Annotated in this window: 19 protein-coding genes and 1 pseudogene; 11 read left to right on the top strand and 9 right to left on the bottom strand. The window is 65.9% G+C overall.

What is annotated here, in order from left to right; genetic code table 11:
• Positions 1-14 precede the first annotated feature (14 nt).
• Together E1742_RS22725 and E1742_RS26265 are read right to left on the bottom strand one after the other, a co-directional pair.
• On the bottom strand, positions 15-884 hold the full coding sequence (locus E1742_RS22725; protein ID WP_134387368.1) for a glucosamine kinase nucleotide-binding domain-containing protein: 870 nt from the start codon (positions 882-884) through the stop codon (positions 15-17).
• A gap of 655 nt (positions 885-1,539) precedes the next feature.
• On the bottom strand, positions 1,540-1,710 hold the full coding sequence (locus E1742_RS26265) for a hypothetical protein (RefSeq protein ID WP_166793543.1): 171 nt from the start codon (positions 1,708-1,710) through the stop codon (positions 1,540-1,542).
• A 153-nt stretch (positions 1,711-1,863) separates the two neighbouring features.
• Here E1742_RS26265 and E1742_RS22730 point away from each other — a divergent pair, with 153 nt between their 5' ends.
• The 9 genes and pseudogenes from E1742_RS22730 (at position 1,864) to bufB (ending at position 7,905) form a co-directional block, all read left to right on the top strand.
• Complete coding sequence (locus E1742_RS22730; RefSeq protein WP_134387369.1) at positions 1,864-2,049, top strand: hypothetical protein; 186 nt, start codon at positions 1,864-1,866, stop codon at positions 2,047-2,049.
• Positions 2,031-2,540, top strand: a complete 510-nt coding sequence (locus tag E1742_RS22735) for a hypothetical protein (protein WP_134387370.1) — start codon at positions 2,031-2,033, stop codon at positions 2,538-2,540. Before E1742_RS22730 ends, E1742_RS22735 begins: the two co-directional genes overlap by 19 nt.
• 18 nt (positions 2,541-2,558) lie before the next feature.
• Positions 2,559-4,091, top strand: a complete 1,533-nt coding sequence (locus tag E1742_RS22740) for an ExeA family protein (protein WP_134387371.1) — start codon at positions 2,559-2,561, stop codon at positions 4,089-4,091.
• Positions 4,092-4,790 (top strand): general secretion pathway protein GspB, encoded by a 699-nt coding sequence (locus E1742_RS22745; protein ID WP_134387372.1) that lies wholly within the window; start codon positions 4,092-4,094, stop codon positions 4,788-4,790.
• Positions 4,791-4,884: 94 nt separating this feature from the next.
• Positions 4,885-5,064: a hypothetical protein gene (locus E1742_RS22750; RefSeq protein WP_134387373.1), complete on the top strand. Its 180-nt coding sequence runs from the start codon at positions 4,885-4,887 to the stop codon at positions 5,062-5,064.
• A gap of 75 nt (positions 5,065-5,139) precedes the next feature.
• Positions 5,140-5,646 (top strand): annotated as a pseudogene (gene mobB, locus E1742_RS22755) (molybdopterin-guanine dinucleotide biosynthesis protein B); the annotation flags it as partial.
• 82 nt (positions 5,647-5,728) lie between these two features.
• On the top strand, positions 5,729-5,941 hold the full coding sequence (locus tag E1742_RS22760) for a YjfB family protein (protein ID WP_229466256.1): 213 nt from the start codon (positions 5,729-5,731) through the stop codon (positions 5,939-5,941).
• 84 nt (positions 5,942-6,025) lie between these two features.
• Positions 6,026-6,286, top strand: a complete 261-nt coding sequence (locus E1742_RS22765; protein WP_134387374.1) for a BufA1 family periplasmic bufferin-type metallophore — start codon at positions 6,026-6,028, stop codon at positions 6,284-6,286.
• Positions 6,286-7,905: an MNIO family bufferin maturase gene (gene bufB, locus E1742_RS22770; RefSeq protein WP_134387375.1), complete on the top strand. Its 1,620-nt coding sequence runs from the start codon at positions 6,286-6,288 to the stop codon at positions 7,903-7,905. The genes E1742_RS22765 and bufB overlap by 1 nt, the downstream gene beginning before the upstream one ends.
• Positions 7,906-7,933: 28 nt before the next feature.
• On the opposite strand, the gene E1742_RS22775 is transcribed toward bufB, so the two are convergent.
• From E1742_RS22775 to fumC, 3 genes are all read right to left on the bottom strand, one after another.
• Positions 7,934-8,233 (bottom strand): hypothetical protein, encoded by a 300-nt coding sequence (locus E1742_RS22775; RefSeq protein ID WP_134387376.1) that lies wholly within the window; start codon positions 8,231-8,233, stop codon positions 7,934-7,936.
• A gap of 67 nt (positions 8,234-8,300) precedes the next feature.
• Positions 8,301-8,537, bottom strand: coding sequence for an RNA-binding S4 domain-containing protein (locus tag E1742_RS22780; RefSeq protein ID WP_134387377.1), 237 nt, complete (start codon positions 8,535-8,537; stop codon positions 8,301-8,303).
• Between the two features lie 96 nt (positions 8,538-8,633).
• Positions 8,634-10,031, bottom strand: a complete 1,398-nt coding sequence (gene fumC / locus E1742_RS22785) for a class II fumarate hydratase (protein WP_134387378.1) — start codon at positions 10,029-10,031, stop codon at positions 8,634-8,636.
• Between the two features lie 140 nt (positions 10,032-10,171).
• Between fumC and E1742_RS22790 the strand changes: the two genes are divergently transcribed.
• Positions 10,172-11,698, top strand: coding sequence for a type IV pilus assembly protein FimV (locus E1742_RS22790; protein ID WP_134387379.1), 1,527 nt, complete (start codon positions 10,172-10,174; stop codon positions 11,696-11,698).
• Positions 11,699-11,777: 79 nt separating this feature from the next.
• Here E1742_RS22790 and E1742_RS22795 read toward each other — a convergent pair whose 3' ends face one another.
• The 3 genes from E1742_RS22795 to E1742_RS22805 form a co-directional block, all read right to left on the bottom strand.
• Complete coding sequence (locus E1742_RS22795; RefSeq protein WP_134387380.1) at positions 11,778-12,044, bottom strand: flagellar protein FliT; 267 nt, start codon at positions 12,042-12,044, stop codon at positions 11,778-11,780.
• A gap of 130 nt (positions 12,045-12,174) precedes the next feature.
• Complete coding sequence (locus E1742_RS22800; RefSeq protein WP_134387381.1) at positions 12,175-12,504, bottom strand: hypothetical protein; 330 nt, start codon at positions 12,502-12,504, stop codon at positions 12,175-12,177.
• Between the two features lie 29 nt (positions 12,505-12,533).
• The gene (locus tag E1742_RS22805) at positions 12,534-13,361 is read right to left on the bottom strand and encodes an HDOD domain-containing protein (protein WP_134387382.1); all 828 of its coding nucleotides are present in this window, start codon (positions 13,359-13,361) and stop codon (positions 12,534-12,536) included.
• A 443-nt stretch (positions 13,362-13,804) separates the two neighbouring features.
• Here E1742_RS22805 and E1742_RS22810 point away from each other — a divergent pair, with 443 nt between their 5' ends.
• A complete protein-coding gene (locus E1742_RS22810; RefSeq protein ID WP_134387383.1) occupies positions 13,805-14,014 on the top strand; it encodes a CsbD family protein in 210 nt (69 codons plus the stop codon).
• A 66-nt stretch (positions 14,015-14,080) separates the two neighbouring features.
• Here E1742_RS22810 and E1742_RS22815 read toward each other — a convergent pair whose 3' ends face one another.
• Positions 14,081-16,294 (bottom strand): S9 family peptidase, encoded by a 2,214-nt coding sequence (locus tag E1742_RS22815; RefSeq protein WP_134387384.1) that lies wholly within the window; start codon positions 16,292-16,294, stop codon positions 14,081-14,083.
• Positions 16,295-16,380: the final 86 nt, after the last annotated feature.

Consider the following 16,380-nt stretch of genomic DNA (forward strand, 5'->3'; position numbering starts at 1 on the left):
TGGACAAGCACGGCTTACTCCTTCAGTTTTTGTTGGATCAGGCGCAGCGCACCGTCGGCCGAATCGCCATGGGGCGCAACGACGCGTGCCAGCAGCGCCGGCGGCAGGTAAGGGCGCATCGGCTCGCCGAGTCCCCCGCACAGGGCGATCGGCAGCGTGCCGGCCGGGTCGAGCGCATGGGCGATCAGTGCCACCTGGCGGCCCGCTTCGAGCAGGATGGCGCGCGCGGTGCCGTCCTCACTGGCGTGCTGCAGCACCAGCCGCGCCAGTTGCGCGTAGCCGGTCTGGCTGGCGTTGGCGAGCCACACCTGGATGCGGTCGCGGGTGCCGCCGCATGCGGCGATGATGGCGTCGGCAAACGCGCCGCCTGGCACACGTCCGTCCACCACCTGCTGGATATGATTGACGGCGCGCAGGCCGATCCAGGCGCCGCCCGCTTCGTCGCCGGCGGGGAAGCCCCAGCCGCCCACTTCGCGGCGGCTGCCGTCCGCGCACAGGATCTCGCCAACGCTGCCGGTACCGAGCGCGATGATGGCGCCCGGCTTGCCGGCATGGGCCCCGAGCACGGTGGTGTAGGCATCCGTTTCCAGCGCCACCGCGGCATAGCCGGGATTGGCGCCGATGAAGTTGTCGGCCCACTGCGGATTGTGCACGCCGGCCAGGCCCAGGCCGATGGCGACCGCCGCGCGTGGCGGGATGGCGAGTTCGGCGGCAGCGAATGCCAGAGCACTCGCCTCTTCGACGGACTTCCATGCATTCTGGATGCCGTGCAGCAGGCCGGATGGGCCGCCGCTGCCTTCGGCCAGCAACTTGCCGTCCGGGCGGGCCAGCCGCACGCGGGTGCCGCTGCCGCCGCCATCGACGCCGATGAGATATTCGATCATGTTGACTGTGGTTGTGAGGAGCTGTGGGGACTATAAGGGCGCCCAAACCAGCTTGTCAACAGGTATTTAACTGGTATTGTTTTCTGTTGTCAGAAGACATAACGGCTCGCGCCGGCATGTCTCGTAAGTAATTGATTAAAAGCGGTTTATGCTGGAGACGAATGGTATTGAAGTTGGTATGGCACATGACCAGTCTGGTAATACCAGGGTCAGTCGTTGCCTGCGTCGTCATGCCACGCCGGTGTCCAACACGAGCCGTGGACGGCCGTTTGCCGCCGGACGGTCCGACTGCGTTTCCAGACTGCCGCGCACCACGCCGCTGGGGCGCACGCCGCCCAAGCCGGATGCCGTCAACAGCAGCGTGTCGCCCTGAAAGTGCGACAGTTCGACGTCGCCGCTGCCGGCGTTTTCAGGCTCCTGACAGTGGTCGCGACGACGGTCAGCCTGACGCTGTCACGTCGTTTGCAATCGGCACCGGCCGGCACGGCAGCGCCAGCAGAACGGCAGAGGGAAGATGGCAGGCAGCCTGGTGATGATGTCCGCCGTGGTGGATGAGTGATACCGACACGACAGGACAAGCCTTGCAGCGACGCGTCCACGGCGGGACGGACCGCGAAACCCGGCACGGATTGCGGAAAAACGGGCGGGTGGAACCTTACCGGAACAGCTGGGGGCGCTGGCGGCGGCCGATGCTGAGGAGGGCCATCGCCACGCCCAGGGCCAGCACGGCGAGTGCGTCGGTTTTCGGTGCGGCGGCAGTGACGGTGGTGGCGTGGGCGCCAGCGGCAGCCAGCAGCAGGAACAAGGTAACGGGGATTTTTTTCATGAAGGTCCGATGAGGTGGATTGCGATTATGGCACGTCCCACGATAACCTGATAATGAAGCGGTGAAATTGTTGTTGGGAAAGGTCACAACCGCGCGTTGCAGCGCTACCTCCGTCACGTGGAGATGTCATAATGCCCGCTGGAGAATCGGACCATGATCAAGTACCTGGGAACCCGGAAGACCGATGGCGGCGTCACGCTCTATGTCTTCCTCATCAACGGCGCGGAGAAGGAAGTACGCGAGAGCGCCCTGAAGCAGTATCCGGGCTGCTATGAGGCATTGCCGGCGTCCGCCAAGGCCAAGATCAACGCCAATCGCGCATGGCTGGGCAAGCTGTAGCGCGCCTTGGCGTGTCCGCCGCACTGGCGCGGACCTTGTGCACCTGTCTGCTGAGTGCGGTGTCGCTCGGCGCCGCCGCCGTGCCCACCCACTTCGGCACCGTGCTGGGCAATGGCCTGCTGTGCCGCGACGAGACCTCCAACCGTTATTATTTCGACTACATGGTGCGGTTCTTCGGCCAGCCCTACAAGCGCGAGGGTGGCGCCTGGTGGTTCCGTACGCCCGACGCGACCTTGTGGGGCTACCCCGTGCGCGAAGTGATCGTCAGCGACGAGAGCTGGCACTACAGCTTCGTCGGCGCACTGGCCGAGGCGACGCCGGAAAAGCTGGAAGAGGCGATTGCCGCCCAGGACGGCGTGCGCTATGCGAAAATCGACCGTTCCAGGTACCCGGTGCGGGAGACGCGCTCGGGCGGGCGCATCGTGTATGCCAACCGCCAGGCGAAGATCTACTGCGCCAAGTTCAAGCCGCTGCCGCCTGCGCTGCGGTAGGCCGCCACCACAGGTTTTATGTACACGCAATACTTTCAGCTGAAGCAGTCGCCGTTTTCCATTGCGCCCGATCCGCGCTACCTGTTCATGAGCGAGCGCCATCGCGAGGCGCTGGCGCACCTGCTTTACGGGATCGGCGGCGGCGGCGGCTTTGTCCTGCTGACGGGCGAGATCGGCGCCGGCAAGACCACCGTCTGCCGCTGTTTCATGGAGCAGATTCCCGACAACTGCCGGCTGGCCTATATCTTCAATCCGAAACTGTCGGTCGAGGAGCTGCTGCTGTCGATCTGCGACGAGCTGCGCATCGAGCTGCCGGCGGGCGGCGACAGCAAGGTCAGCGTCAAGGGCTATGTCGACGCCATCAACCGGCACCTGCTGGACAACCACGCGCAGGGCCTCAACAACGTTCTCATCATCGACGAGGCGCAGAACCTGTCGGCTGCCGTGCTGGAACAGCTGCGCCTGCTGACGAACCTGGAAACGAGCGAACGCAAGCTGTTGCAGATCATCCTGATCGGCCAGCCGGAGCTGCGCACGATGCTGGCCCGGCCCGAGCTGGAACAGCTGGCGCAACGCGTCATCGCCCGCTATCACCTGGGCTCGCTGACGGCGGAAGAGACGGGCCAGTATATTGCCCACCGCCTGTCCGTCGCCGGCGCCGTCGGCCCGTCGCCGTTCCCGGCGGGCGTCATCGGTTTCGTGCACCAAGCAACGAAAGGCGTGCCGCGCCGCATCAATCTGCTGTGCGACCGCGCCCTGCTGGGCGCGTATGTCGAGAATCGCCGGCAGGTGACGAAAACCATCGTCCGGCGCGCCGCGACGGAGGTGTTTGCCGGCGAAGCGAAGCCGGCGGTACGGCGGCCGTGGCTGGTCGCTGCCGGCGGCGTGCTGGCCGGTGCCGTGCTGACGGCCGCGGCCGCATGGCATCTGACACCTGCGCCTGCCCCTGTAAAGGTCGGGGCGGCACCGGCGTTGCCCGTGCTGGCGCCAGGCGACCTGGCCGGGCACCTGAACCGCCTGGCCGCGCTGTGGGGTGTAACGCCGGGTCATGGCGATCCGTGCGCCACGGCCGTGCGCGAAGATCTGCGCTGCCTGCAGGGCAAGGCCGGCATCGACGAGTTGCGCCTCTTGAACCGTCCCGCCGTGCTGGGCATCGATGGCGGCTATGCATTGCTGACGGCGCTGAACGGCAGCACCGCGACCCTGGAGCGGCGCGGCAAGCGCGAGACGCTGTCGCTGGCCGAACTGGAACGCCGTCACGACGGCACTTACACGACGTTCTGGCGCGCGCCGCGTGCCTGGCGCGACGAGCTGTCCGCCGGCGCCCGCGGGCCGGACGTCGACTGGCTGGCGCGCCGGCTGGCGGAGCAGCGCGGCGAAGCGATGCCGCGCGAGGGCCAGCCGCTCGATGGCGCCGTGCTGCGCTGGCTGCGCGACTTCCAGGCGGCGCAGCACCTGAAGGCGGACGGCGTGGCCGGCCCGCGCACTTTCATCCGCCTGAGCCAGCTGTCCGGCGTGCGCGAGCCGCGCCTGACGGCCGGGGAGAACTGAGTGTCCTATATTCTTGAAGCCCTCAAAAAGGCCGAAGCGGAGCGCCAGCTGGGCGCCACCCCGACCATCCACGCGCCCACGCTGGGAACGGCCCCGCCTCGCACCGCTCTCATGCGCAAGCCGCTGCTGGTGGCAATGGCGGCCATGGCAGTCGCGATCGTCGGGCTGGCGGCCGTGGTGTGGCGCCAGTCGGCGACGCCTGTGCCAGCTCCTGCGTCCGCCGCTGCACCGGCCGTGCAGCGGCCTGCATCGGTACCTGCAACCGCTGCCGCTCCCGTCGTGCCTGTACCGCAGCCTGCGCCCGTCGTGGCTGCGGTACCGACGACACCGTCCGCACCGCTCAGCCGGCCCGAGCCCGTCACTCCGCCGGCGCCCGTGGCCGCGGCACGGGCTGCGGCACCCGCACCCGCACCCGCACCCGCACCCGCACCCGCATCCGCACCGACGCAGGCGGCCAGGTCAGCCGAGGAACCAGTGCAGGCGCTGCACGACCTGCCGGAACCGATCCGCCGCGCCATCCCGGCCTACACGATGGACGGCTACATGTATTCGGCCAATCCGGCCGACCGGATGATCCTGATCGACAAGGTGCTGCGCCGCGAAGGCGAGGAAGTGGCGCCCGGCCTCGTGCTGGAGAAGCTGTTGCCGAAGGGGGCCGTGTTCAGCTTCCGCGGCTACCGCTATCGCGTGGCATTCTGACCACGCGCACGCCTGCGGCGTCATGCGGGCGTCATAAGTCTTCGTCATGCTCCTGTTGTTGTCTTTTTTGTAAACACGACAGGAGTCTCCGAGAATGAAGCTGAACATGTTGTCCCTGCTGGTTTCCGCCACCTTGCCCGTCCACGCGGCGGCCATCTCCCCGGATCGCGCAGCCACGGAGCCGGGCAGCCTCATCGTGCTGCTGGCCATTGTCGTCCTGATCTGCCTGGCGACAGGCCGCGGCGGCGACGGTCCGTTCCGCCACGAACCCTGAGCGCGAAGCTGCCCGCCCCCGGTTGATTCCCATCGTCGTGCCCTATAATGCGGGCACATTCAACGGGGAGGGCAGATGCAACGCGAACTATCCCCGGCGCGCCGCGTCATCGGCGTCGTCGGGCGCTCCGGCAGCGGCAAGACCACCTTGCTGGAAACGGTTGTCGCCACCCTGGCACAGCGTGGCCTGAAGGTTAACGTCATCAAGCACAGCCATCACGATCTGGAGCTGGAGCCGCCCCGCAAGGACAGCGCGCGGATGCGCATGGCGGGCGCGGCCGAGGTGATGGTGGCGTCCCCTTATCGTTTCGCCATCGTGCGCGAGCTGCGGGGCGCGCCGGAACCCGGCCTGGACGAGCAGCTGGCCCGCCTCGCGCCGGCCGACCTGACGCTGGTGGAAGGCTTCAAGTCCTGGCCCTTGCCGAAGCTGGAGGTGTACCGCGCCGCCGCCGGCCAGCCGCCCCTGTACCCGGACGATCCGCATATCCTTGCCGTGGCCTCGGACAGCCCCGCCCCGGACGGACTGCGTCCCGGCGTTGCGTGGCTCGACCTGAACGCGCCCGCCACCGTACTGGCTTGGATCGACGACATCCTGGGCAGCGCTGATTTAAACCGGCTCCTCCCTCAAGTTCGGCGCCGGCATGCCGTAACCCTGAGAAGCCGCTATGGCGCAACCGGGAGGTGGTATGGACGTGATGGGCATTGCAAAGCTGGCGACTTCGATCGCCGATACGGGCCTGAAGCAGGAAGTCGGCATCACGATGCTGAAAAAGGCACAGGACGCCCAGGCCGCCAGTGCCGCCGCGCTGCTGTCGGCGCTGCCGCAACCGCAGAGCCTGCCGGCGCATCTCGGCAACCACGTCAATACGACGGCCTGAAAGTCGGCCGCAGTACACGGCGCCGCGCTTTTTCATTAGAATCGCTCTTTCTGGCCGGCACCGGCCTGTTACCAAAGGACGAACATGAACAAGCAAGCCATGCTGGCCGCCGCGCTGGCGACCGTCTGCGCCACGACTGCTGTCACGGCCACCGCGGCCGAGGGCGACGAACAGGAGAAATGCTACGGCGTCGCCAAGGCCGGCCAGAACGACTGCGGCTCGGCCGACGGCGCGCACGGCTGCTCGGCGCTGGCCAAGACCGACAATTCGCCGATGGAGTGGAAGTGGGTCGCCAAGGGGACCTGCGAAAAGCTCGGCGGCAAAACGACTCCGCCTGAAAAATAATGTCCCTCCTGGCCGGCGTCGGCCTGCGCGTGCCGCATTACCGCGCTTTTCTCGACAACCGGCCGGCCGTCGGCTGGCTGGAAGTCCACACGGAAAACTACCTTGCGCCGGGCGGCTGGGATGCCCACGTGCTGCAGCGGTTGCGGCGCGACTATCCGATCGGCCTGCACGGCGTGGCGCTGGGGCTGGGCTCGGCGCATGGCATCGACGAGCGTCACCTGGCCCGCGTACGCGACCTCGTCGGGCGTACCGAGCCGATGCTGGTGTCGGAGCACCTGAGCTGGGGCGCCGTGCCGGGCCGCCACCTGCACGACCTGTTGCCCGTCACGCTTGACGCGGCAATGCTGGACCTGTTCAGTGCGCGCATCGAACGCGTGCAGGACGTACTCGGCCGGCGGATCCTGATTGAAAATGTGTCGAGTTACGTGCGCTTTCGCGGCGACACGATGGGCGAAGCGGAGTTTCTTGCCGCGCTGGCAACGCGCACGGGCTGTGCGCTGCTGCTCGACATCAATAATCTGTACGTCAACCAGTGCAACCACGGTGAGGACGCGCTGGCGGCACTGGCCGCCATTCCTGTCGGGCTGGTCGGCGAGTTCCATCTCGGTGGCCACCGCGTGACGCCCGATGCGGTCATCGATGACCATGGCAGCGCGGTGGCGGAAGCGGTCTGGACCTTGTACGAAGCGGCATTGGCGCGCTTCGGCGCCGTACCGACGCTGATCGAGTGGGATAACGACGTGCCGCCGCTGCCGGCATTGCTGGCGCAGGCCGAGCGGGCGGAGCGGCTGGCGGCCGGGTTTCCCCGTGCCGCCGTCGTGGCGCCGGAGGGGAAACCTGCTGCGAACGTGGAAACCGCCGCGCTGGCGGACCTGCAGCGACGCTTTGCCGATGCGGTGATCGCGCCTCATGGAACGGCCGCCATCGCCGCCGAACTGCGCGCTACCGACGTGGCGCGGCGCATGGCCGTCTATCGCGGCAATCTGCATGGCAGCTGGCACAAGGCGCTGGCATCGGCCTATCCCGTCGTCAGGCAGCTGGTGGGTGACGAGTTCCTGGCCGCGCTGTCGGCCGAATATGGCGTTGCGCACCCGTCCGAGGAAGGCGACCTGAATTGTTTTGGGCAGCACTTTGCCGCATTTCTGGACGGTTTTCCGCACGTTGCCGGCTTGCCTTACCTGCCGGACGTGGCGCGGCTGGAGTGGCTGCTGCACCTGGCGCACTACGCACCGGCAGCGCCCGTGCTGGAGGCAACGGCCTTCGCGGCGCTGACGCCGGAACAGTTTGCGGACAGCTGCGTGACGTTGCACCCGGCGGCAAGTCCGTTCGCATCGCGCTGGGCCGTGGTGCCGCTGTGGCAAGCACACCGCGACGACACGGCGTTTCCCGCCATCGACGTGCCCAGCCAGGGGCTGGTCTGCCGGCCGGGCTGGCGCGCCGACGTGACGATAGAGGATGCCGCCTGCCATGCGGCGCTGGCGTCGCTGGCGAACGGCAGCACGATAGCCGCCGCGTTCGACGTGGCGTATCGGCTCGATGCAGGTTTCGATGGGGGCGCCGCATTGCGGCGCTGGCTGGGGTGCGGTGCGTTCACGGCATTGGAACCGGCAGGGCCGTAGCGGCCCGGGCGACCCGCGGCGGCCGCGGTTAGTGGAAAGCCCGCAGCACTTTCGCTTCGCCGTCCCTGTCGCCGTGCAGGCGGCACCGGGCTTCGGTGGCGTCGATCATCCGGGCCAGCTGGGCTTCCTCGCAGCGCTCCAGCTCTTCGTTGGCGACGGCCAACGCCTGCGCCAGCTTGTGCCGCGCCGTGTGGTACAGGCCGTGATCGTAATGCCCCGTATTCTTCAGCAGTTCTTCCGCGTTCTCGATCACCTGGCGCAGGTCGCCGATCAGGCGGTGTTGCGTGACGATTTTCGTATCATGGCCGTTCGTTTCGGAGCCGTTCATGGTCGTTTCCTCCTGGTTGCTGATCTGTAACTGTAACGGTGGCACCAGCGCAGAGGGTTGCGACAGGTCAGGCGCCGTCGGCGCCTCCGTCACCGACTACCACGATACGCACATCGCCCAGCGTGACCTGCTGGCCGCTGCGGATCTTCGCGGTCTTGCGCAATTCCTGCTTGCCGTCGACACGGACCTGGCCGCTGGCGACGATCTGCTTGCCGGCGCCGCCGCTGTCGCACAGGCCGACCACCTTCAGCAACTGGTTCAGCTCGATATATTCCGATGTTAATTCAAATTCTACTTTTTGCATTCTATCCTCAGTGAAAACAGTTGCCGCCCGCTGTTGCAAATAAATACACCTATGTTGTAAATAAGTTACGCAAAGCGGGCGGCATGGACGCCCTTGTCAGCCCTTCGCGTCCGGCCGGGTCATTGCCAGCGGCACGATCCACCCTTCGAACTGCTCCGCCGTGACGAACCCCAGCGCCAGCGCGGCGTCGCGTAACGTGGTGCCTTCGTGCTGGGCTTTCTTGGCAATTTGCGCGGCGCGATCATACCCGATGTGCGGGGCCAGCGCCGTGACCAGCATCAGCGAGCGTTCCATCAGTTCGCCGATGCGTTCGCGGTTGGGTTCGATGCCCTGGGCGCAATGTTCGTCGAAGCTGCGCATGCCGTCGGCCAGCAGGCGCGCGCTCTGCAGGAAATTATGCGCCAGCAGCGGCTTGTAGACGTTCAGTTCGAAATTGCCGGAAGCGCCGCCCATCGTGATGGCCACGTCGTTCCCGAACACCTGGCAGCACAGCATCGTGATGGCTTCGCATTGGGTTGGGTTGACCTTGCCCGGCATGATCGAGCTGCCTGGCTCGTTCTCTGGAATGGTGATTTCGCCCAGGCCGGAGCGGGGGCCGGACGCCATCCAGCGCACGTCGTTGGCGATCTTGAACATTGCAGCTGCCAGCGTTTTCAAAGCGCCATGCGCCGCGATAAGGGCCTCGTGACCGGCCAGCGCGGCAAACTTGTTGTCGGCGCTGCGGAACGGCAGGTTCAGCCGCTCTGCCAGTTCGGCCGCGATCCTGGTGGCGTATTCCGGGTGCGCATTCAAGCCCGTGCCGACGGCGGTGCCGCCCGCAGCCAGCTCCAGCACGGCGGGCAGGGCATTGGTGAGCGCTCGCTCCGCATGGTCCAGCTGGGCAACGTAGCCGGAAAATTCCTGGCCGAGGGTCAGCGGGGTCGCATCCTGCAGGTGGGTGCGGCCGATCTTGACGATGTCGGCAAATGCCTGCGCCTTGGCGTCCAGCGTGGCGCGCAACTGGCGCAGTGCCGGCAGCACGTCGGTCGCGACGGCCGTGGCGGCGGCCACATGGATCGCCGTCGGGAAGATATCGTTGGACGACTGGCCCTTGTTGACGTCGTCATTCGGGTGCAGCTTGCGCTCTTCGCCGCGCACGCCGCCCAGCAGTTCGGAACCGCGGTTGGCCAGCACTTCGTTCATGTTCATATTCGATTGCGTGCCGGAACCCGTCTGCCAGACGGCCAGCGGAAATTCGCCCGCGTGCCTGCCTTCCAGGACTTCATCCGCAGCGCGCGTGATGGCGTCCGCCTTGGTGCTGTCCAGTACGCCAAGGTCCACGTTGACGCGTGCCGCCGCCCGCTTCACCTGCGCCAGCGCGGCGATCAGCTCCGGCGGCATGCGTTCCGTGGAGATGTGAAAGTGGTGCAGCGAGCGCTGCGTCTGGGCGCCCCACAGCCGGTCCGCCGGGACGTCGATCGGGCCGAAACTGTCGCGTTCGATTCTGCTTTCCATGAAAATCCTTTGCAATGGTGTTGGATTAATAGTGTTTCATTGACACGTTCGAGTGTAGCGCAGCGACGATTTTTGGGTGCGGCACTTAAATAATCCTGAAACGTGCCGTTATAGACTTACGTTCAGGAAATAATCCAGCCATGTCCAAGCTCACTTCCACCGCCGCCATCGTTCTCGGGATCGCCGTCGCCGGCGTTGATGCCGCCGAGCTGGGCGAAGCCAACGTGCGTTCGCATGTGGGGGAACAGCTGGTTGCGGACGTCGAGCTGGTCGACCTGACCCCGCAGGACCTGGCCGACCTGCAGGTGCGCCTGGCCAGCCGCAACGTGTTCCAGGGCGCGAACGTGTCGATGAGCCCGGCGCTGGCCGGGATGAACATCACGATCGCGAAACGCGACGCGCGCCGCGTATTGCACCTGACGACCAGCGCGCCCATCCAGTCGGAAGTGCTGCATCTGTATTTCGAGCTGACGAGCGCCGGGCGCCAGAGTGTGCGCGGCGTGTCCTTGTGGCTGCGTGCCGCGCCCCCGGCACCGCCCGCGCCCACACCGGTACCGGCGGCGCAGCCGACCAGGGTCGCGGGCGCGCCGGTCGTGTCGTCGGCGCCCGAATCCTCCCCGCGGTCCCGTCCGTCCGGTATCGCGATACAACTTGCCACCGCCGGGACGCCGGGGCGGCAGGCAACCAGGGCCGAGGCGGAGCTGATGGGCGCCGTCGAGCGCGCGTTCGCCGCGCGGTCGGCCGGAAAGACGGCAGCACCGGCGCCAGCGCGTGCCGTGCCGGCGGTTGGAGCAACGGTAATCGAAAAGCCCGCATCCACGCCGATCAAGGCCGTTGAGAAGCCGGTGCCAGCCGTTCATAAAATTGTCGAGAAGCCTGCACTGGCCGATCATAAGGTCACTGAAAAACCCGCGCCCGCGACCGCAAAGGTCGCCGGCAAGACCTCACCCGCGCCGGCAAAGCCCGCGGAAAAGCCGGCAGTATCGATCGTGCCGCCGCTGCCTGTCATCGCGAAGCCGACGGAGCCGGTCCCGGTCGGGCCGGCCGCGGACAAGGCATTACTCAAGAAGCTGGCCGAGCTGGAAGCCAAGCTGAAGTCGCTGCAGGCGGCGGTGGCGAAAAATGCGGCTGCGCCGCCAGCGGCTGCCGCACCGGCCGCCGCACCGGCCACAACTAGGTCGCCGGATACCAAAGCGCCGGCACCGGCCGCTGCGGCGCCGGCCGCCGTGCCGGCGAGCCACGTCGAGCAAAGCGCTGCGGTCGTCACGGCAACGGAGCCGCCGGGCCGCACAGCGGCCGGCAAGATCACGGATGCGCGTGCGGACAAGGCAGCGCTGGACAGGGAGGTTGCGTCGACAGCTGCGGCGGCGCGCGAAGCCGGCCAGCCGGCCGCACCCGCGCCCGCGCCGGAGGTAAGGAAAGCGGCGCCGCCGCCCCAGGAGCCCGTCAAGGAGAAGAAGATGTCGCGGCCGAAGGTGCTGACGATGATCGCTGCCGGCAGCGTGGCACTGCTGCTCGTCGTCGGCGTCATCGTCCATCTGGTGCGCCGCCGCAAGGCGAAACAGGCCAGCGCGCAGATCAAGGTGTGGCAGAGCTGGCGCAAGAAGGCCATTGCCGAGGCGGCAACGGCGGAAGAGGAAGCGCCCGCCGAAGCCGGGGCTGCCTGAGCCGTCCATTGCCGGTCTGCTCCCCCGGCAGACATGAAAAAAGCGCCCCATGGGCGCTTTGTTATTTCAGCAACGGATCTCAGCCGTTCAGCTGGCCCATCCATGGCTCCGTCACGTCGCGCACGGCGCGGTCGTTGGCGAGAATCTGCCTGAGCAGGTCGATCTTGCGCTGGCGGGCCGAACCTTCCAGCTTGGGCACGCCGCCAATCGCGGGCACGGCAGCGGCTGCACACTGATTTTCCAGCCGATCCAGGCCATTCCAGTCGCCCATCTGCGCCGCCACCGCCATCTTGCCCGTCAGGCCGGCAATGTTTTCGTACATGGAGAGAACTTCGGTGGAGGTCATGATCAGCCTTCAAAAACGTCGATGGAGTACCGCTTGTCTGGATTAACGTCAGGCGTGAGCGGAACTTTAGGGTTTTTGAAAAATATTTTGAAATTCTTTTTGGGCTTGCCCAATCGATAACGATCGACCTTCAACCCGGCAACGTATACACGTACAGCACAGGCAGCAGCAGCAGGACGAACGCTGCCGCGCCCAGGCTGTTCGCCGCGGCCCGGTTCCTCACGCGGCGCGTGCAGGCCGAGTACAGCAGGTAACCCGTGCAGGGGACGTGGGTGCCCGCCATCAGTACCCAGGCAACAAAGCAGACCAGGCCGGGGCCAAAGCCAGGCTGCCCGGAAGGGCCGCGTGGCGCCGTGGCCCAGCCGTGGCTGGCCCATATCATCGGTATGGTGCCAATGGCGATGATGACGGCGCAGAGAATGGTGCGGAGGTTGGTCGGCGGGGAGGCTGTCGGAGTCATGCCCGAACTATATCGATGCCAATCAGTTGCTATCGAAACATTTCTTCCAGCCCGGCGCTGAGCTCGTCCAGCGGCGGCATATCGTCGATCAGCATTTCCGTCGTCAGCCCCAGGCTGGCCGCCACGTCCGCGGGGGCGCTTGCCCGTAACTGTTCTTCGGTTTGCTGTTCCAGCTCGGCACGGGCGCGCCATGCGCCGAGGTGGACGAGGGCGGACAGCCGGTTGACCGGGCTCGTCGCGAGCGGCGTGGGGAACGCTTCGATCGCGTCCGAGAATTCGGCAGGGAACTGCCAGCGGCGGGCCAGTTCCGCCCCGACCTCGGCATAGCCGAAGCCCAGCGTGCGTTTTTCGACGTCAAGCCGATGCTGGGCCAGCGGCGCTGTATTCGCGTCCAGTGCCTGGGCCTGCTCGGGCGCCGCCGAATGCAACAGGAGTTCGCCGATCGCGTGCATCATGCCGATCGTAAATGCCAGCTCCTGGTTGTCGCGCGTCTTCTTTGCCATCCATTTGCCGGCCACGGCCGTGTGCATGCTGTAGCGCCAGAACTGCTTCAGATCCAGCCCTGTCACTTCCTTGAAGCCATTGACGAGGCCGGAACTGATGACGAGCGTGCGCACGGCAACAAATCCCAGCATCAGTACGGCGTCCTCGACGGTACCAATGCTGCGCGACACGTTGTAATAAGCGGAGTTGGCAAGGCGAAGCAGTTTCGCGCTCAGCACCGGATCGAGCGCGACTTTCCGCGCCACATCCTCGGTGGACACGGACGCCTTGTCGAAACTCTGGATCAGATCCTGCACGACCTTCGGCGCTGTGGGCAACGCGGCTGGGTTATCGAACAATTCCTGCAGTGTCATCGTGCGTCTCCTGTCTCATGTTGCTTTGAGTAAATACATGGTTGAACTATAGCGGACATTCCGGCCGCGCAGAAGGGCTGTTTGCCTCTCGCCCGATGCCACTTTACTGCGGACCGCCGCATGATGGCGCAGGCTGTCGCAGCGGAACGCCCTTGGCCGCGCTCCGGAGCGGGCACACATACATCGTGCGCAATCTGGACGACTGGTAGACGGCGTCGACATGCGGGCCGATCAGGTGCGGTACCTGCCTGGCCGTGCGTCTGGCTATGACAAGTACCCGGCCGGAATAATTGTTTGACAATGTTAGGGAGCGTACGGACGGCAATACTTCTCCGCCGTATGATTTCTCCAACGACACGCGCAACCGATATCTTCGACACGCGTGTGCCGGAAAAGGCGCGGACCAGTGGGGTCCGCCAGCCGCAACATAGAGGAGCTTGACCATGAACAGCGATCAGATCAAAGGCAAGGCAAAGGAAATCGGCGGCAAAATCCAGCAGGAAGCCGGCGAGCTGGTAGGCAGCTCGAAGCAGCAGGTCGACGGCCTGAAAAACCAGGCTGAAGGCAAAGTGCAGAAAAAAGTGGGCGACGCCCGCGATGCAGTGGACGACGCGCTGGACACCAATAGCACGATCGACCGCGGCAACCGTTAACACCGGCCCAGTGCCGTCAGCAAAAACAGCCGCTCAGCGGCTGTTTTTGCTTGCCAGCCGTGCCGGCTACTCGGTATCGGGCTTCAGGTGCTTGCGGAAGAAGGCATCGATATAACCCTGCACGTGGCGCCGCTGCACGCGGTTTGAAATGCCATGCTTGGCGCCAGGGTAGGTCATCAGCTCGAACTGCACGCCGCGGTTGACGAGCGCGTCGATCATCTTCGTGCTGTTGGTGAACAGGACGTTGTCGTCCGCCATGCCGTGGATCAGCAGCAGCTTCGACTTCAGGCCGTCCACGTGGGCGAACACGGTGCTGTCCTTGTAGCCCTCCGGATTGTCGGCGGGACGGTCCATGTAGCGTTCCGTGTAGTGGGTGTCGTACAGCTTCCAGTCCGTCACGGGTGCGCCGGAGACGCCGGCGGCAATCTTGTCCGACCCCTGCGACAGCAGGCGCAGCGCCATGAAGCCGCCATAGCTCCAGCCGTACACGCCGATGCGCTTCGCGTCGACGAAGCCCTGCTTGCCCAGCCAGTCGATGCCCGTCAGCTGGTCTTCCACTTCCACCTTGCCCAGGTTGCGGTAGATCGCATCCGTGAACGCGCGTTCGCGCCGCGACGAGCCGCGGTTATCCAGGCGGAACACGACATAGCCCTGCTGCGCCATGTACTGGTCGAAGGTGTCGCCCCAGCGGCGCGCCACGTGCTGCGCGCCCGGGCCGCCATACGTCGACAGGTAGACGGGATATTTTTTCTTGGCGTCAAAATGATAGGGCTTGATCATCGACCAGTACAGCGTCTGGCCGTCCTTCGCCTTCATCGTGCCGTATTCGGTCGGCAGGTGGTCCGCCTTGTACTTGAACCAGGGGTGTTTCGCATCGACCTCGTTATGCTGCAGCCACGTCACCATCGTGCCATCCGGCTTGCGGATCGACACCTGCGGCGGGTTGGCCGGGTCGGACCACGTGTCGACGAACACCTCGCCGTTGCGGGCGAAGCTGGTGTCGTGCCAGCCGTCGGCCTGCGTCACGCGCTTCGGTTTCGCAGCCGTGCTGCCGTCGAGTGCCACGACGTACGCCTGCTTGTCCGGAATCGCATCCTTGTTCGACGCGAAGTACACCTTGCCCGCCCTTTCGTCGACGGCCAGCAGGTTATCGACGCGCCACTCGCCCTGCGTCAGCGCGTGCTTCACCTTGCCGTTCATGTCGAACAGGTACAGGTGATTGCGTCCGCTGCGCTCGGACGCCCAGATGAAGCCGGAGCCGTCCGCGAGGAAGCGCAGGTCGTCGTTAATCTTGGTCCACGTCTTCTCCGTTTCCGTCACCAGCACGCGCTGCGCGAGCGAGGCTGCATCGACCGCGATCAGTTCGAGCTTCTTCTGGTCGCGCGTCTGGCGCTGGAACACGAGCTGGCGGCTGTCGGCCGTCCAGTCGGCACGCACCAGATAGATGTCCTGCTCCGGGCCCAGGTCCACGTCGCGCGTCGTGCCCGTGGCCGGCGAGACGATGCGCAGTTCGACGATCGCGTTCTTGTCCCCGGCCGCCGGGTAGCGCTGCTCGACGACATCGGTGCGGTCCGCATAGATCTCGAAGCGGCGCGCCACCGGCACCTGCGCTTCGTCGTAGCGGCGGTAGGCGATCGCGGAATCGTCCGGCGCCCAGTAGTAGCCGGTGAACTGGTGCATCTCTTCCTGCGCGACGAATTCGGCTTCGCCGTTGTGCAGCGTGCCCTTGCCGTCGGTCGTCAGCGCGCGTTCCTTGCCGGTGGCGAGGTCGATCACGTACAGGTTCTGGTCGCGCACGAACGACACGTATTTGCCCTTCGGCGAAATCTTCGGGTCGGTCACGTTGCCCGAGGCGACCAGCCGGGCCGCATCGGGTTTGCCGACGTCGATCAGGTACAGGTTGCCGGCGATGGGCACCAGCAGGCGCTTGCCGTCCGGCGACCAGCTGTAGCTGACGATGCCTTTCAGGCTGGCCGTGCGCTCGCGTTCGCGGCGGGCCTTCTCGGCGTCCGACAGGTTCTCGTCGGGCACCAGGGTCTTCGAGTCGACCAGGCGGCGCGTCGACTTGTCCTTCATGTTGAATTCCCACAGGTCCAGCTGGAACTGGTTGTCCTCGCGGCCGCGCAGGAACGTCACGCGGGCGCCATCGGGCGAGACCTTCAGTGCGCGCACGCCGGGGCCGGCCAGTGCGGGATCGTCGTAGATGCGGTCGAGGGTGAGACGTTCGGCCGATGCCGAGCCGACGGCCAGCAGGGCCAGGAAGCTGAGAATGAAGCGCATGAAGGAAGCCAAATATGGAAGAGTCAGGACCGCGTGACAATACCAGAGACGGCCCCCGCTGACCAACCGCGAATCTTCGAAATACG

Source organism: Pseudoduganella plicata, from assembly GCF_004421005.1.
GTDB classification, from domain to species: domain Bacteria; phylum Pseudomonadota; class Gammaproteobacteria; order Burkholderiales; family Burkholderiaceae_D; genus Rugamonas; species Rugamonas plicata.

What these genes read in the sequence shown, in the direction of transcription:
- E1742_RS22725 (WP_134387368.1), bottom strand. Translation starts at nt 884, where the DNA reads ATGATCGAATATCTCATCGGCGTCGATGGCGGCGGCAGCGGCACCCGC.
- E1742_RS26265 (WP_166793543.1), bottom strand. Translation starts at nt 1,710, where the DNA reads ATGAAAAAAATCCCCGTTACCTTGTTCCTGCTGCTGGCTGCCGCTGGC.
- E1742_RS22730 (WP_134387369.1), top strand. Translation starts at nt 1,864, where the DNA reads ATGATCAAGTACCTGGGAACCCGGAAGACCGATGGCGGCGTCACGCTC.
- E1742_RS22735 (WP_134387370.1), top strand. Translation starts at nt 2,031, where the DNA reads ATGGCTGGGCAAGCTGTAGCGCGCCTTGGCGTGTCCGCCGCACTGGCG.
- E1742_RS22740 (WP_134387371.1), top strand. Translation starts at nt 2,559, where the DNA reads ATGTACACGCAATACTTTCAGCTGAAGCAGTCGCCGTTTTCCATTGCG.
- E1742_RS22750 (WP_134387373.1), top strand. Translation starts at nt 4,885, where the DNA reads ATGAAGCTGAACATGTTGTCCCTGCTGGTTTCCGCCACCTTGCCCGTC.
- E1742_RS22760 (WP_229466256.1), top strand. Translation starts at nt 5,729, where the DNA reads ATGGCGCAACCGGGAGGTGGTATGGACGTGATGGGCATTGCAAAGCTG.
- E1742_RS22765 (WP_134387374.1), top strand. Translation starts at nt 6,026, where the DNA reads ATGAACAAGCAAGCCATGCTGGCCGCCGCGCTGGCGACCGTCTGCGCC.
- bufB (WP_134387375.1), top strand. Translation starts at nt 6,286, where the DNA reads ATGTCCCTCCTGGCCGGCGTCGGCCTGCGCGTGCCGCATTACCGCGCT.
- E1742_RS22775 (WP_134387376.1), bottom strand. Translation starts at nt 8,233, where the DNA reads ATGAACGGCTCCGAAACGAACGGCCATGATACGAAAATCGTCACGCAA.
- E1742_RS22780 (WP_134387377.1), bottom strand. Translation starts at nt 8,537, where the DNA reads ATGCAAAAAGTAGAATTTGAATTAACATCGGAATATATCGAGCTGAAC.
- fumC (WP_134387378.1), bottom strand. Translation starts at nt 10,031, where the DNA reads ATGGAAAGCAGAATCGAACGCGACAGTTTCGGCCCGATCGACGTCCCG.
- E1742_RS22790 (WP_134387379.1), top strand. Translation starts at nt 10,172, where the DNA reads ATGTCCAAGCTCACTTCCACCGCCGCCATCGTTCTCGGGATCGCCGTC.
- E1742_RS22795 (WP_134387380.1), bottom strand. Translation starts at nt 12,044, where the DNA reads ATGACCTCCACCGAAGTTCTCTCCATGTACGAAAACATTGCCGGCCTG.
- E1742_RS22800 (WP_134387381.1), bottom strand. Translation starts at nt 12,504, where the DNA reads ATGACTCCGACAGCCTCCCCGCCGACCAACCTCCGCACCATTCTCTGC.
- E1742_RS22805 (WP_134387382.1), bottom strand. Translation starts at nt 13,361, where the DNA reads ATGACACTGCAGGAATTGTTCGATAACCCAGCCGCGTTGCCCACAGCG.
- E1742_RS22810 (WP_134387383.1), top strand. Translation starts at nt 13,805, where the DNA reads ATGAACAGCGATCAGATCAAAGGCAAGGCAAAGGAAATCGGCGGCAAA.
- E1742_RS22815 (WP_134387384.1), bottom strand. Translation starts at nt 16,294, where the DNA reads ATGCGCTTCATTCTCAGCTTCCTGGCCCTGCTGGCCGTCGGCTCGGCA.